The following is a 15463-nucleotide window of genomic DNA, read 5'->3' as shown; positions in this document are numbered from 1 at the left end:
AAACCACACCTATCACACAGACTCTTACAACAAATACGTTGCGACGCCGCGTATCGATTGCCTGTGCCTCTATGGGTGTTGGATCTCGACGACGCAAATAACTCTTAAGCGTTCCAAATTCCCAAAAAGCCGCAGGTAACCCCTGCGGCTTTTTTTTGCTCTAAATTCTCTCAAGGATATAAAAATGACCTATTTAACTGGGGTAGCTCCCTCACAATTAAGCGATCAAGACACGTCCGTTAACAACCCGCTGACCGATAAAGACTTTGTAATGCCGATCGCGCCAAGGCCAGAACTCTGCTTTACCCAAGGTAAAGGACATTACCTGTTTGATCAAAACGACAAACAATATCTGGATATGGTGCAAGGCTGGGCGGTGAATACTCTCGGTCACAGTCCCGATCTCATCCAGCAAGCACTCATAGAACAATCCCAACAACTGATTAATCCCGGCCCTGGCTTCTACAATAAACCAATGATCGAGCTGGCTAAGACCCTTTGTTCCAACTCAGATTTTGATCAGGTTTTCTTCGCCAATAGCGGCGCCGAAGCCAATGAAGGCGCTATTAAGCTAGCAAGAAAATGGGGGCAGATTCACAAACAAGGTGCTTTTAAGATCATCACCTTTGAACAGAGCTTTCATGGCAGAACCTTAGCGACTATGTCCGCTACCGGTAAAGCGACCTTTGCGCCATTGTTCGAACCTAAAGTGAGCGGTTTTAACAAAGCGCCCTACAACGATTTAGCCGCAACCGAAGCGGTAATCGATCAACATACAGTCGCAATCATGCTAGAGCTGGTTCAAGGTGAAGCAGGCGTAATCCCTGCTGATAGCGATTTTGTTAAAGGCTTAGAAGCCCTGTGCAAAAAGCACAACCTACTGCTGATCATCGATGAGGTACAAACCGGTATAGGTAGAACCGGCAATCTCTTCGCATACCAAGGTTTAGATATCCAACCGGACATCATGACCTTAGGTAAAGGTTTAGGCGGTGGTGTACCGATTTCAGCGCTGCTCACCAAAGCCGAGCACAGTTGTTTTGAATACGGCGATCAGGGCGGCACTTATAACGGCAACCCGCTAATGTGCTCCGTCTCGCAAGCGGTTGTGAATAAAGTACTGGAACAAGGCTTTCTCGCAAATGTTGAACAGATAGGTCAACTACTAAGCCAAAAACTCACAGAGCTTTCTCAGCAATACTCACTAGGCTCAGTCAGAGGTAAAGGCCTTCTGATCGCATTAGATACCGCTGAGCTATCGGCACCTCAGCTTGTGGATAAGGCTAGAAAGCTTGGCCTACTGCTGAACGCCCCGAATGAACGTACCCTCAGATTTATGCCCGCGCTGAATCTATCTGAAAAGGAAATTAATGAGTGCTGCTCTATTTTAGCTAACGCAATAGAGTCTCTCTAAATGCTTATGTTGCAGGGCAAGATGTGAATAACGCTTGCCTTGTATATAATCCCAGCACTTTAAATTGGATCACCGTAAGGACAACGGATGTTACTCAAACGCTTAGAAGGCGGCGAACTACGTTTTGGCGAAGGCCGCATCAGTGGCTATATCGCCGTTACGCTTGCCCTACTCTCACTACTCGGCGTCTGCGCCTTCCACTTCCCTGAGTACCTAACAACCCCAGAGCTGCGCGCCGCTTATGACGCGAACGTTCTACGCACGGTGATGTTTGTATCGCTAATCATCTCAGGTAGCTTGGGTCTGCTTAACTTTGTGCGAAATACCAATAAACGCGCGGGGCTGCTGGCTTGGATCTTGATTGTGATTGCGATCGCGCTGGGCGGTCATCGAGTTGAAGTGGGTGATATCCCAACCGATACACCTTACATAGGTTTGGACTGGTTTATTCTCGATCTACTAGGCTCCACCCTGATCTTTATCTTTAGCGAGAAGATCATCCCCCATCGTACACAAGCGATTCTGCGTCCAGAATGGCAAACCGATCTGCACCACTTTTTTGTAAACCACCTAATCGTCGGCTTTGTGTTACTAGTCGCGAACCAGTTTGTATCCGGCGCATTTGGTTGGGCAGTAGAGCGCGGATCACAAGAACTGATTCAAGGTATTAACTGGTATGTGCAACTGTTCTTAGTGTTGCTAGTCGCTGATCTGGTTCAATACGCTCTACATCGTGTATACCACGAAGTACCTTTCTTCTGGCGCTTCCACGCAATCCACCACAGTGCCAAAACCATGGATTGGTTGGCAGGCTCGCGACAACATATAGGCGAACTGATTGCGACCCGCTGCTTTGTCTTAGCACCGATCTTTGTACTAGGTTTCGATAAAAGCGTATTGGATGCCTACATCATTATTGTTGGATTCCAAGCGGTACTAAATCACACCAATGCTCAGATTAACTTTGGCTGGTTGAAGTACATTATCGTAACGCCACAGTTCCACCACTGGCACCACTCTTCAGATAAAGCGGCGATTGATCGAAACTACGCGGCACACTTTGCTTTTATCGATTATCTATTCGGAACTGCTGTAAAAGGCCAAAAAGAGTGGCCGCAGGATTACGGTGTGGTTGGCGACTATGTGCCTGAAGGTTGGCTAAAACAGCAGGTTTTCCCGCTTCGCCCTAAGAAATAGTCTAGTAAGAAATGATAGCTATTTTGCAGCTACAGATCAGATCTGTAGCTGCACATTCTCTTCGATTTTAAGCCGCACTTACGGCGTTCTGATCAGCGATTCTGCTAAAGGCGATTAGCGCTGCTTGAAGTGCTGCTGCAGATGTATCTTCCTTGGTTGCAACACCCTGCGCACTTACACCGTTCACTGTCATAGCAATTGCTGCTTGCGCTTGCGCTGCTGTTCCAGTCGCGATTGCATGTTCATCAAACTGAGTGATCTCGATGGAGCATGCATATTGTTTCTCTAAGGCATCACTTAGCGCTTCTAGAGCACCAGTACCTTGGCCGTTAAACACGGTGTTACCAACGCTAAATTTAGCTTCAACTTGTTGGTTGTCTGTGTGCAGATCGTAACGATCAAGCTGCCATTGCTCTGGCACGGCAACAAAGTGCTGTTGATAAAGTTGGTGAATCACTTCAGGAGAGATCTCGATACCCTTCTGTTCAGCAGCAGACTGAACTACTTTACTTAGCGGGATATGCATCCATTTTGGTAGCTGGATACCGTAATCGCGCTCCAATACCAAGGCTACACCGCCCTTACCGCTTTGGCTGTTGATGCGTACAACCGCTTCATATTCACGGTTAATATCGCGTGGATCGATTGGTAAGTAAGCCACATCCCAATGCAGTTGATTGTGCTCTTGGTGGTAGTTAACCGATTTACGAATCGCATCCTGATGACTGCCAGAGAACGCTGTATAAACCAACTCTCCCGCCCAAGGGTGACGGGCAGAGACAGGCAATTCGTTACAGTACTCAACTACTTCGATAATCTCTTTGATATCAGAGAAGTCTAACTCTGGATCAACACCCTGTGAGTAAAGATTCATACCCATAGTGATGATATCCATATTACCGGTACGCTCACCGTTACCCATCAAAGTACCTTCAATACGATCGGCCCCCGCCATAACACCCAACTCTGCTGCCGCAACACCGCAGCCACGATCATTGTGGGTATGTAAGCTAATACGCACTTGGTCACGCTGTTTTAGGTGACGACAGAAATACTCAACCTGATCGGCAAAAACATTGGGTGTGGACATCTCAACTGTTGCAGGTAGATTGATCACAACCGCCTGCCCTGTTTCTGGTTTCCACTCAGCGATAACGGCATCACAGACTTCAACTGCGTAATCCATCTCTGTACCGGTAAAGCTTTCTGGTGAGTATTGGAACTCCCACTCTGTCGCAGGGTACTTAGCCGCATAATCACGCACCCACTGCGCACCTTGTACCGCGATGCCTTTGATCTCGTCTTTGTTCATGTTGAACACTTGCTGGCGCTGGACTACCGAAGTGGAGTTATACACATGAACATTGGCGCGACGCACACCTTCAAGGGATTCAAACGTACGTTCAATCAAACCTTCACGTGCTTGGGTTAGTACCTGAATCGTTACGTCTTCTGGGATTCGGTTTTCTTCGATTAGCTTACGCACAAAATCAAAGTCAGGCTGAGATGCTGATGGGAAACCGACTTCAATCTCTTTAAACCCCATTTTTACCAACAAGGTAAACATGCGGGTCTTCTGCTCTACATTCATTGGATTAATCAGCGCTTGGTTACCATCGCGCAGATCTACGCTACACCAATCCGGTGCTTTATTGATCTCTTGATCTGGCCAAGTGCGATCGGTCAAACGGACAGTTTCAAAACGACGATATTTACGATGATCAAACATAGTGCGAATCCATTATTTTTATTCGAGCAGAAAGCCTAAACGGCAAAACCCGCTGTCAGGCGCCTTTGGGGAAGCAATGACAGCGGGAAGTTTTTCAGTAGACACTTGTGGTATCAGTTTTTGAGTTAAAGATTCGATAAACCCTCGTAGGCTGGCAGCGCTCACTCATGATGATTACCCCCTCACATACTGATTGATATGTGATTTGTTACCCCTCAACCGATGAAGAGAAGTTTATAGAGGTACATGCGCAATTACCGATCTAAAAACAACTTTATTTCGCCAATTGCGCAACAAAACAAAAGAAAATAAACTCAATAGACACATTTTATTGCGCACAAACAAAAAACCATGAAATCTACTGTCAATTTAGACCGCTTCGACTTAAAAATATTGCGAGAATTACAGGAAAACGGCGACCTTTCTAATCAGGAGCTAGCCGAGCGCGTTGGCCTTACCGCCGCCCCTTGCTCTCGCCGGGTAAAACAGCTGGAAGAATCCGGCGTTATTCGTGATCGTGTGGTCCGTCTAAATGAACGCGCAATCGATCTAAACCTTATCGCCATCCTGCATATCAGCATGGACAAACATATCCCCGAACGGTTTGAAGAGTTTGAACGCACGATTCAGTCTTTACCGGAAGTAATGGAGTGTTACCTAATCACCGGCCATGACGCTGACTACCAGTTAAAAGTCGCGGTGGCAGATATGGACTGTTACCACGATATATTGCTCGGCAAGATCACGCGGATTAAAGGCGTAACCGGGGTTAAGTCAGCGTTTATTATGCGTAAGGTTGTGGATAGTACGGCAATGCCTTTGGGGTATGTAAGAACTTAGGACGGCTGCGCCTAGAGTTTTTAGGACGCTTCGCTAGAGGACGCCACTGCGTGGCTAGAGGAAAAGATCTAAGTGGCTAGATGTTAGTGGTTAGACAAGGATAAAAGTACGTAACAAAGTACAAGTGTCATAACCATTATATATCGCTATATTTTTCTTATTAGCAGGGAATGCTAACTGTTAAGGCTTCGCCCCTTTCGATAGCATCCCCCTCTTTATAAACTTTACTTGCATCTCTAACGCGCAAGTTTTTATATACATATAGCATCAAAAAAAGACAACATGATAGACACAGAAAAGGAATATGACTCTCTCAGGCAAGATATTCGCCAAATGAGGTCACAACGATTGGTCATATTTGGCAGTTCAGCCACCATTATATCTGCCATGCTAGGTTGGCTAGCTTCAAAACCTGATTCAATTAATCCAGCTATTTTGGCTGGTTTGCTATGCCTATTAGTTTCTGGAGCAACCTTACTCACTAGTTTATTTCATTTACTCGCTGCACGGGCGGGAACATATATTATGATTTTTCATGAGAAGCAAAATTCAGATATTGGCTGGGAAAGGCGCCATATGCAATTTAGAGACGATACTCCTTTTACCAACCTACAAGTAGCGTTCTCTATCCTCTACGGTTTATTACTAATGATGTCATCAATTGTTCCTTTTTTAATCTCCAACTTAAAAACTAACAGTCAAACATCTCTTATATTTTTCACGTCATGTCTTCTTATAGCTCTGGCAACATTATTAAATTTAACAATGAAAAAAAATCATGTCGAAAAATATAAAGCAGCTTGGAGTGAAATTCTAGAATCTGAAAATTTAGCAACATCATCAAAGACAATTAATGAATAAAATGTAGATTAAAGGGATCAAAGCATTTTTCGCTTATTTTAGTAACTATTACCTCATCTTTTATGAAACCAAGTTGTAAAAATGTCCAAGAAATTAACAAATGAGTTATTCGAGCAAGCCCTTTTCAATGAAGATGAATTAGGCTCTGTAATTAAAGCACATTTACATATCGAGTATCTTATAAATGAGGTATTAATACTTCTAGCCCCATCCCCACAACATATCAATAGTCTCAAATTGGATTATGCTGGCAAAATAACATTACTGTGTATATTAGGAATGAACCCTGAATTTAAACCTATGCTCTCAACTCTCGGCACAATGAGAAATAACTTTGCGCATGACCCTTTTTACAAATTAGATAAATCGACTGTAAAAAATCTATACAACTCTCTACCGCCTGTAGATAAAGAAAATTTCCATAACGCAGTTAGAGAAACAAGGAATTCAGAAGAGCATAGGCATGTTAAACCATACAAAGAATTATCCCCCAGAGACCAATTTATTTTGATAGTCGTTGTAATTCGTACGATTATTTTGAAATTAAAGGATCAAGCAAGACTAAAACACAATGGATTAAAGGGTTCATAGCCCTTTTCCTTTTTCCGAAAAAGCCCAGGCTCATACACCACGTCTACTTTAAGTATCAGAGCTACAAGGATAATTATGTCGCATCAAGAATCCAATGAAAGTATCCCACTTGATGAAGAGTTAGGAAGCTCTTCAAATGGATTAATTATTTCGAAAAGCATTAAAGCTTTTTTGACTGTATTTTCTATTCTAGTGATGTCGGGCTGCGTCTATTTGGTTTACAGGTATACAGAAGCACCTGAAACATTTGCATCTCCGAAAGAACTTGGGGTGAGTAGCGTATTTCTGTTTTTTACCACTCTATTAATCCTTATATGGATTCCTTGGGAAAAACTAGGATTAAAGATTACGAAAATTGGTGGCATAGAATTCAAGGAAATAGTGGCTGAGCAAGCATCAGAAAATGCAGAAGAGTTTGGTTATTTCGAGAACAGAATTGAATTCCTAGAGCAAAAAGTTCATAGCATGAATGAAGTCGATCAGCTTATGGAATCATTCCACAATCCTGAGCTTAAGAATTTACTATTAGATTTCTTAACAAAATATCAAAAGTGGTCATTCTCCCCTTCTCGAATCGTTGCATGGGGTGCTCAGCAGCAAGGATTTTCTGCCTTATCAAATTATGAACACCGTAGAGTAAAAAGTGCATTGCAAACCATGCTTACTGAAAATTTGGTTGAAACTAGATTAAGCAAAAAAGGAAATACACTTTACCGTATAGCAAAGTCATAGAACCTCAGGGTTAAAGTAAGTAGGGTGTAATAGCGGAGCGTATTACACAAATCTGGGACCTTGACGGTGCAATACGCTTCGCTATTGCACCCTACAAATCTTCCACCCTGTAGTGCTCAAATAAAACTGAGCACTACAGGGTGATCGTTGCTTTATCTTTCCTCTGCCAAATTCGGTGGTATCGCCTCGCTATACCGCCGTTGTTTCCTTTTCTTGCTGGTTGCTCTGCTCTAATTTCCGTAGGTAGATCTCAGCTGGAATAAAGGCGAATGGGATTACCGATGCTAGCATCAGACCTAGCTGTTGCTTTGAGGTCCAGTTTTCTTTGTGAGAGATATTCAGCACCTGAATCACGTAGATCATAAACAGGATGCCGTGGGTCATGCCAAGTGTGGATACATAATCTCGGCTGATAAACCCAAGTGTGACGCTTAAGATGGCGATGTAAGAGAGGCCTTCGAGAAGGCTGACGATGCGAAGTAGTTTGATCATTAAATAAGCTCAAAAAGTGGTAAAAAATTCTTCTAAGGAAAGCGTTTCTGCAGGACGTTTATCTACGGCAAGCTTGGGTGATTCTTTCTGCCGGAACACGCAGCTGCTCAATAAGATAAACCTTAAACGGTGCTTCGTAAGGCTGTTGTGCAACCGCTTTTTGCATGCAGAGAATCCACGCTTCGCTCTCCTCTGGGCCAATAGGAAAATGACTGTGGGCATGAGGAATACGAATAGAGCCGTAGTTTTGAGAAAAGAGCTTAGGACCACCTAACCAGCCAGATAGGAAGTAGGCAAGTTTCTTTCGTGATTCGGTAAGATCGTCTGGGTGCATTTTACGGATGGTCTGCGCCTCTGGCAGTTCATCCATAAATTGGTAAAAGTCATCGACTAACTGAGTTAGGCCAGCTATCTCGCCTGCCATTTTGTAGGAGTTGTCGTTTACACCGTATTCACAGCTGGGAGTATCCATCAATAATCACTCGGGCTCTGTCTATATTTGTGCTTTCTCAAATTGCGCAATATTTTAGCAATTTATCCAGTCCAAAACCTGTCGCTTATTTTGGAGAGTTAGTAATAAATTTCGATGTATTCCCCTTTTATTTAAAGGGTTACTAAATTTGGCATGCAATTTATCAAAGAGAGAGGTGTAACGCTCTAATCCCTTAAGGTTCAAACCTTCATCAATAGAGCTCCCTCCCTGTCTATGCTACCTTGCTCGGTTTACTAGCTTGAAGATGATGTTTTACCGATAAAATATATCTGTGAATTCAACCCAACACTGATAAATGTGAGATTTAAATGCCCTATGTAAATGTTCAAGTCACCAAAGGTGTCACTCGAGAACAAAAAGCAGAAATTGTTAAAGACATTACTGGCTCTCTACAAAGAGTACTCGGAAAAAAACCTGAACATACCCATATTGTCATACAGGAAATTGAAGAAGAGGATTGGGGTTTTGCCGGTATGCTTACAGATGAATGGAAAAAGAGCCAATCATAGTTACTCATTTATCAATCGTCTTAAACCGCCTTACTACAGGCTTTCTAGGCGGATCAGGGGCTCATCACTTTATCAAATCTCAAACACCCTAAATAAAAAAGGTAAGCCCCACTTTAAATCTGATCTCTGCACAGTATTTAAAGTTAGACTTACCAAGTTCGCTGGAAGAATTGTGTTCTGTAGTATTAACCGGTCTCTTTTAAAGAATCACCTTTCATCGCTTCAACGGTAAAGGCCATACCTGTGCCTAATCCAACATCAGCGCGTATGCCTAGTCTTGCTGATGCACGGCTTGGATCACCTAGTGAGGTTGCGATATCGCCGGTTCTGGCAGGTTTATGTTCTATGTTCACGTCTACTCCAGCCACCATCGATAGGGTTCGTGCTAGCTGCAAAATTGAGGTGGATTGTCCGGTGCAAACATTAAACACCGATGCTTCGCCTTTAGTGTTTTCCATGGCTGCGATCAGATGTTTCACCACGTCGGCTACGTAGATAAAGTCGCGGGTTTGTTTACCATCACCGAAGATCGTAATGGGGAGATTGTTAAGAATTCGGTCGATGAAGATGGAAATAACCCCAGAGTAAGGTGAAGAGGGGTTTTGACGGGGGCCGTAAACATTGAAAAATCGCATCCCCACAGTGGATACCTTGTGATTTAACCAAGCGACTCGGGCATGGTGCTCACTGCCTAATTTATCAGCACCGTAAGCACTGATAGGCCGAGGAGCTGATGTTTCATCTAAAGGAATAGTAGCGTTGTCACCATAAATAGCGGCTGATGATGCGTAAACTACAGGGATAGAATCTTGGCTGCCGCAATATCGCGCTGCTTCAAAGACGTTCACACTGCCCTGCTGATTAACCTTATGTGTGCCCACCCAGTCAGAATTGGATTGTTCTACCGAGGCAATGGCCGCTAAGTGAAAGCAGCCATCCATCTCTGACATTGCACCTTTAACAATGGCTAAGTCGGCGACATCACCCAATACAAGCTCTACCTGATCGGGTAAATAGTCCACAACACCGGTTGATAAGTTATCCAATACTCTCACTTGATGGCCTTGCGCTAACAAGGCATCTACCAAATGCGAACCAATAAACCCACAGCCTCCAGTGACCAGATATTTCATAGTATTTCTCCTTACTATTGAAACCAATTTGCTTGATGTATTGGTTACAGCAAGAAGCCAGCCAAAATATTTATACTTAAATATCAATCACTTAAATAAAACCCCAATATTACAGCCGCATTTTGTTTCTCAAAATGCGAAACATTTCTGCAAATTGCGTTAATTAACCTGATTTTAAGCTCCCCCTCACCCACTCAGATTGGCTCAATGAGCTAAGCAGCTGTTTTTACTAGAGAAGCTTGTGAATGGCCTAGGCCTTGCTGATATCTGGATGAACAATCTCAGCGATATAGGAGGAAGGGATTATGTCTATTCATGACTGGCTTATTTATCAACTGGTTGATAGTCGCCATCAAGGCGGGATCGAGAGCCATATTCTTAACCTCACTCGCTGGCTAAACCAGAACGGTTACCGTAGCGAAGTTATCTTTATGCGAGATTTTGGCGCGCACCCTCTAAAAGATAAGTTAACTGAAGAGGGGCTCCCTTACAGATGTTTAAGTAGCTACCAAGAGCTGTATAAGTTGCTCACTCACTCCCCCAGTATTTTGAACACCCATGGTTATAAAGCTGGGATTATTGGACGTATCTTCGGAAAGCTAACCTCAACACCGGTGATCTCCACTTTTCATTCTGGGGACCTGGGTAAAGGTAAATTAAGGTTTTATAGCTGGTTAGACTACAGCACATCTATCTTAGCTGACCGCGTGCTTAGCGTGAGTGATGAAATCTCTTCTCGATTGCCTATCACATCGCAACAGATCGCTAACTTTGTAGCCCCCGCCAAACTGCAAACAGAACGCGGTAAGGCTGTCGCTTTTGTCGGCCGACTCTCCGACGAAAAAGGGCCCGAAGCTTTTGCTCGAATTACAGAAAAATTACCTAAGGAGCTCCCCTGCCATGTCTATGGCGATGGTCCACTCAGAGCTGATTTAGAACGCGAGTACCCCCACCTCAACTTCTTTGGTCAGGTCGAAATGGATCAACATTGGAATGATATAGGTCTGCTTTGTATTTCGAGCAAAAGCGAGGGCCTGCCTCTAGTAGCGCTTGAGGCAATGAGCCGAGGTATCCCTGTCGCTAGTTATCGATTAGGCGCGATTCCTGATCTGATCGAAGATCATAAATCCGGTTGGTTAGTGCAGACAGGTGATGAAAACGCGCTCGGCAAAGTGATTGCAAACTGGTGGACCCAATCGGGTACAGAGAAAGCCGCCATGTCGATCGCAGCTCACCACAGAATCTGTAAGTACTACAGCGATAGCACTGTTATCCCTTCAATTTTAGAGATCTACGCACAAGCGGCGCACCACAAAGGCTTCTTAAACCTTAAGTTCGACAGGAGGTCATTATGAGAAGCTTAGCTGCCCAAGCATCTGCTGAATCACTGTTCTTCCCATTACTAACTTACTTAGCGGTGATAAATGCTTTGCTGCCAGAAGTCATTAGAACCCTGCTCAGTGAGCCGTTCAATGCTGCTGTATTTAGTGGTTTAGGCCATAGCTTTGTCGTTTGGGTCGTACTTTTTATCAGTTTAAGACTGACCTTAGAGGTACGTTTTAACAAGGTAAAAACGACGCCCATTTATATCTATGCGGGCATTCTTTTATGCGGATTACTATTGATTCCTAACGCCCTATTAAGTTGGCTGGTCGCCGCTACATCTGCATGGTTATGGTTACGCCACCCATTGCAGGAGAAACACAGAATTGCAGCCACGATCCTGTTTGCAATGGCAATTAGGGAGCCTTGCTGCCAGCTCAGTCTGACCTTATTTGCTAACCAAATCCTAACCTTCGATGCCTGGTTTAGCAGTCTGTTCTTACCCCTATTTCAGATTGAAGCTGCGGTTGCAGGTAATACGATCGTGCAAGCCAACGGCTTTAGCTTACTTGTCCTTACAGGTTGTTCAGCATTTACCAATATGTCTCTGGCGTTGCTGCTGTGGTTGACCCTGAGTTTATTAAAACATGGCGAGCTTGAGCGAAGAGATATTAAGCACGCCGTTATTTTAGCTCTAGTAGTGCTCACCATTAACGGGCTTCGTCTATCCGCCATGACGATCGATCACGACTGGTACAGTTTTTTACATGATGGGTTTGGCGCTACTGCCATCGAATTATTTACCTTTATCGTCACATTAATTTGCGTTCGTAGGAGAGATAACTATGAAAATGGCCATTCTACTTCCACTGGTTCTGATTTTATCCACCAGCTTCTCACTCGGTTTAAAAACATTAAAAACCATTAATGTCGGCACTCTTGAGGAGCAAGCCGGGGCCGTTTCGCTAGATATCCCTTCGCTTAGATATTTAGGAACGATCGAGGCAGCTAACCAAGGCCCCTATAAAGTCAGTGGTTTTCAAGATCAGCAATGTGATGGCTCTATAGCCCTGCTTCCGTTATTCAGGAATGCCGAAGGCAGCCATATTCTGAAACGCCTGATTAAAGCTGAAGAGAATCGCTTTGGCGTTATTTTCCGAGGAAAGATCTACCCTGAGTTTCCACAACTGGATTACACCATCGACCGTATAAAAACTGGCGTGTCCAAGTTCATTTATTCCACTGAATCTAAAGCAACTGCTAAACCTGCGGTTTTAGCTTTTGTCGAAATTGGTGGTTGTCAGATTGCAGAAAAAGTAGCGCGTATCATTGTTTGATGCCGTTTTCATAATGCGACAATTTCGCATTATGAGAATTATTTTAAAAACAAATCACAGCACTGCTTTTAAAAAACCAATAAAAATCAACAAATTAAAAAACCAAAGCATATGGAACAACTCTTGCTGCAACCTTAAAAGCTATATCAGTAATACCTTAAATGCATGCAGGTATGGCTAGGAGGAGATATGAAACATCAAATAAGAAGTATGGTGTTCACAGGAGTGATGATTTCTATCGCCCAGAATGCCTTGGCAGCTGAGGATGAAACTGAGTCCTTGGTAAACATACAACTTGAAGAGGGACTATTAAACGAAGTTCAAACCGCTTTGCCCGAAAGTGTGGACGTTAACCAAGAGTTTTTAAATAGCTCTTACAATCCAAATATTACCCTTCAGGAAGATGCCCATATGGCTATTACTTTCATCGATGAAGGCGCGGGCTATAGGAATTCATTAGGCTATTTCACCTTCACAGATGATGCATTTGATAACATTTCATTTGGCGATATAGATTTGGATGGCTCTGGTCATATCGGTATTTCTGAATTACAGAACCTGTCCGGTATTGAAACAGGGATGATCTTTAACAACGTATCAGAACAAGGGGGCGGCGGTAGTTTGCTGTCCGGTGATACCGTCACTATCGGTGGGGCCGACATCACCAATATCAATGGTACTGACTTTGATATGGAAGGCGGTACTGTTTTTGAGGCAGGAACCAACGTCGGTTTCTTCCTACTTCAAAACGCTTGGGATGGTAGTCAGGTTAAGGGCTGGGATTACACTAGTTCCGATCCACTCGCTATGTATACTATCGATTTCTTGAACCCAGAGAATGATAGCTTTGCAACCATCGATAACGCTGATGAATACTCTCGTCACGTTGCCATGATGAGTAGTCTATCTGCAGAGGGTGAGATGATCTTAGGTTTTGAGGACCTTGTAAGGCCTTATGGTGATAATGACTTTAACGATGCGGTTTTCAGTATCAGAACAGACCCCGTAACCGCTTTATATGCAGACGTGCCTACCACAGAAACCGTGATCAGTTTACAGGCTGCGCCTGCGCCTTCGCTGGGAGGTGGCAGCGCCGGTTTGTTAACAGCGTTACTCTGCTTTTTCACTCTAAGATATAAACCCTTCACATCAGCCTAGGCTGAAAACTTCATCAACCGCGACAACGGCCTACGGGCCGTTTTCGCATTTTGCGAATCAAAATTTAAAGATCAGCTTTTCTTTAACCTCTACATCACCTTCTACTAACCAAGAATAAAACTAAGCAACTGAATTAAAAGGTTTTATCAAACATGGCCTGTAATTCGCTCATCTCTTGAGTATCTGAATGAAAGGAGGCTTACCATGTCAAAACGTATAGCTAATTTACCCACCGCAGTTCAGCACAGCCTGATCTACGCTTCTGCCATCGCTCTCTCCAAAGGGCTGGCTTTAATCATGGTCCCAGTCTCCACCCACTTTTTAACCCCTGAAGATTATGGTCGCCTCGACGTACTCCAAACCTTGGCTGATCTATTAAGTATCGTGATTGGGATGGGGTTAGCTGAAACGTTGTTTCGCTTTGCTGGCAGTGCCGACAACGAAATCGAAAAACGTAAAGCTAGTGCCAATATTTTTGGTATGGCGATCTGCCTTGGCACCTTGGCACTGATCTTAGGCCAGCTATTCGCAGGACCTATCAGTCGCTTACTTCCAGGGGATATTGCCGAACTGGATACGCGTCTGATTCTTGCCAGCTTATCTATGGTCGGTACCATTTTGATCCCACTGGCATGGCTGCGTATGTCTGGTATGGCTTGGTCGTATCTAATAGGAACGGCGGGGCGTGTGGCATTGCAGGTGGCAATTGCTGTACCGCTACTGTTTATGGGTTTCGGCGTCACGGGCGTGCTTTGCGCAACGCTCGCCTCTGCCATTTTGTTGTGTAGCTGGTTAATCTGGAAGCAGCTAAACGATACGGGGATTAGCTTTGAATTCTCCCGTTTTAAAACCTATTCCATTTACGGTGGCCCGCTGATCTTTGTTGGCATATCCGGTTTTGTATTAGGTAGCTTCGACCGCTGGATCTTGGCTGATGCTGTAGGTACCGCCGAGATGGCACAGTATGCTCTTGCTGCTAAATTCGGCCTGATTACAGCCGTGCTAATTCAACCATTTGACCTATGGTGGCATGCCCGTCGCTTTAGTTGCCTTAAAGAAGACGATGGCAAAACTCGCTGCGCCAAAATCGGTAGTTTGGGTGTAGTCATCGCCATTAGCGCAGCACTGTTCATCGCAGCTGCAGGCCCAACGATGGTTCGTTTATTAACGCCTGCAACCTATCACGATTCAATCGCTTTTATCCCTTGGCTAGCTGCCTTAGCAGCTGTGCATAACATGACGTCAACACTCGCCTTTGGCACGATGAGCGAAAATACCACCGTTCGCCCAGCAATGATTGATGGTGCTGCAGCCATCGTCGCTTTGATTGCTTATTTAACCTTGATTCCTATCTTCCACGCATGGGGGGCGATTGCTGCGACATGTCTAGCGCTAGGTAGTCGCTTGGCAGCCACTTACTGGGTCAGTCAGCGATCATTACAGCTTCCATATCAATTGCGCCGTCTGTTATTCACAGGTGCCGTAGGTATCCTTTGCATCAGCCTAATCTCATCAGCACCTTTAAGCTGGTTAGTGTTGCTGCAAAACTGCGCCATCATTGTTGGTTTTATCGCTACAGCTACAGCCGTGGGACTGATTCCAATCCCGAAAAAAGTTCTAAATATGACGGCTCAACTTCTGAATAGGTCATAGC

The 15463-nt window shown here is 44.3% G+C and carries 16 protein-coding genes; 12 read left to right on the top strand and 4 right to left on the bottom strand.

Annotated elements, in window-relative coordinates; translation table 11 throughout:
- The first annotated feature begins 184 nt into the window (after positions 1-184).
- Together ACMXYN_RS04675 and ACMXYN_RS04670 are read left to right on the top strand one after the other, a co-directional pair.
- Positions 185-1414 carry an acetylornithine transaminase gene (locus ACMXYN_RS04675; protein WP_415893712.1) on the top strand — a complete coding sequence of 410 codons (1230 nt, stop codon included), beginning with the start codon at positions 185-187 and terminating at the stop codon, positions 1412-1414.
- Positions 1415-1501: 87 nt separating this feature from the next.
- Entirely contained in the window at positions 1502-2611 is a 1110-nt protein-coding gene (locus tag ACMXYN_RS04670) for a sterol desaturase family protein (RefSeq protein WP_415893711.1), read from the top strand.
- A 67-nt stretch (positions 2612-2678) separates the two neighbouring features.
- On the opposite strand, the gene leuA is transcribed toward ACMXYN_RS04670, so the two are convergent.
- Entirely contained in the window at positions 2679-4340 is a 1662-nt protein-coding gene (gene leuA / locus ACMXYN_RS04665; RefSeq protein ID WP_415893710.1) for a 2-isopropylmalate synthase, read from the bottom strand.
- A 351-nt stretch (positions 4341-4691) separates the two neighbouring features.
- On the opposite strand from leuA, the gene ACMXYN_RS04660 reads away from it, so the two are divergent.
- The 4 genes from ACMXYN_RS04660 to ACMXYN_RS04645 all read left to right on the top strand — a co-directional run bounded on the left by ACMXYN_RS04660 (position 4692) and on the right by ACMXYN_RS04645 (position 7364).
- Entirely contained in the window at positions 4692-5180 is a 489-nt protein-coding gene (locus ACMXYN_RS04660) for an Lrp/AsnC family transcriptional regulator (protein ID WP_415893709.1), read from the top strand.
- 282 nt (positions 5181-5462) lie between these two features.
- A complete protein-coding gene (locus ACMXYN_RS04655; RefSeq protein ID WP_415893708.1) occupies positions 5463-6041 on the top strand; it encodes a hypothetical protein in 579 nt (192 codons plus the stop codon).
- Between the two features lie 81 nt (positions 6042-6122).
- Positions 6123-6632, top strand: coding sequence for a hypothetical protein (locus ACMXYN_RS04650; RefSeq protein WP_415883805.1), 510 nt, complete (start codon positions 6123-6125; stop codon positions 6630-6632).
- Positions 6633-6707: 75 nt separating this feature from the next.
- A complete protein-coding gene (locus ACMXYN_RS04645; RefSeq protein ID WP_415883804.1) occupies positions 6708-7364 on the top strand; it encodes a hypothetical protein in 657 nt (218 codons plus the stop codon).
- A 189-nt stretch (positions 7365-7553) separates the two neighbouring features.
- Here the strand turns inward: ACMXYN_RS04645 and ACMXYN_RS04640 are convergent, their stop codons facing one another.
- Complete coding sequence (locus ACMXYN_RS04640; RefSeq protein WP_415893707.1) at positions 7554-7856, bottom strand: DUF3817 domain-containing protein; 303 nt, start codon at positions 7854-7856, stop codon at positions 7554-7556.
- 58 nt (positions 7857-7914) lie between these two features.
- Complete coding sequence (locus ACMXYN_RS04635) at positions 7915-8328, bottom strand: group II truncated hemoglobin (RefSeq protein ID WP_415893706.1); 414 nt, start codon at positions 8326-8328, stop codon at positions 7915-7917.
- 329 nt (positions 8329-8657) lie between these two features.
- Here ACMXYN_RS04635 and ACMXYN_RS04630 point away from each other — a divergent pair, with 329 nt between their 5' ends.
- Positions 8658-8858: a tautomerase family protein gene (locus ACMXYN_RS04630; protein ID WP_415883793.1), complete on the top strand. Its 201-nt coding sequence runs from the start codon at positions 8658-8660 to the stop codon at positions 8856-8858.
- A 185-nt stretch (positions 8859-9043) separates the two neighbouring features.
- On the opposite strand, the gene ACMXYN_RS04625 is transcribed toward ACMXYN_RS04630, so the two are convergent.
- Positions 9044-9991 (bottom strand): NAD-dependent epimerase/dehydratase family protein, encoded by a 948-nt coding sequence (locus tag ACMXYN_RS04625; protein ID WP_415893705.1) that lies wholly within the window; start codon positions 9989-9991, stop codon positions 9044-9046.
- 305 nt (positions 9992-10296) lie between these two features.
- Between ACMXYN_RS04625 and ACMXYN_RS04620 the strand changes: the two genes are divergently transcribed.
- The 5 genes from ACMXYN_RS04620 to ACMXYN_RS04600 all read left to right on the top strand — a co-directional run bounded on the left by ACMXYN_RS04620 (position 10297) and on the right by ACMXYN_RS04600 (position 15462).
- On the top strand, positions 10297-11346 hold the full coding sequence (locus ACMXYN_RS04620) for a glycosyltransferase family 4 protein (protein ID WP_415893704.1): 1050 nt from the start codon (positions 10297-10299) through the stop codon (positions 11344-11346).
- A complete protein-coding gene (locus ACMXYN_RS04615; RefSeq protein ID WP_415893703.1) occupies positions 11343-12242 on the top strand; it encodes a hypothetical protein in 900 nt (299 codons plus the stop codon). Before ACMXYN_RS04620 ends, ACMXYN_RS04615 begins: the two co-directional genes overlap by 4 nt.
- Positions 12160-12651, top strand: a complete 492-nt coding sequence (locus ACMXYN_RS04610) for a hypothetical protein (RefSeq protein ID WP_415893702.1) — start codon at positions 12160-12162, stop codon at positions 12649-12651. The genes ACMXYN_RS04615 and ACMXYN_RS04610 overlap by 83 nt, the downstream gene beginning before the upstream one ends.
- 189 nt (positions 12652-12840) lie before the next feature.
- Entirely contained in the window at positions 12841-13809 is a 969-nt protein-coding gene (locus tag ACMXYN_RS04605) for a DUF4114 domain-containing protein (RefSeq protein ID WP_415893701.1), read from the top strand.
- Between the two features lie 204 nt (positions 13810-14013).
- On the top strand, positions 14014-15462 hold the full coding sequence (locus ACMXYN_RS04600; protein ID WP_415893700.1) for a lipopolysaccharide biosynthesis protein: 1449 nt from the start codon (positions 14014-14016) through the stop codon (positions 15460-15462).
- Position 15463: the final 1 nt, after the last annotated feature.

This window comes from Neptuniibacter sp. PT8_73 (assembly GCF_047778045.1).
Classification (GTDB): Bacteria; Pseudomonadota; Gammaproteobacteria; order Pseudomonadales; family Balneatricaceae; genus Neptuniibacter.
This window is presented reverse-complemented; position numbering and strand designations above follow the sequence as displayed.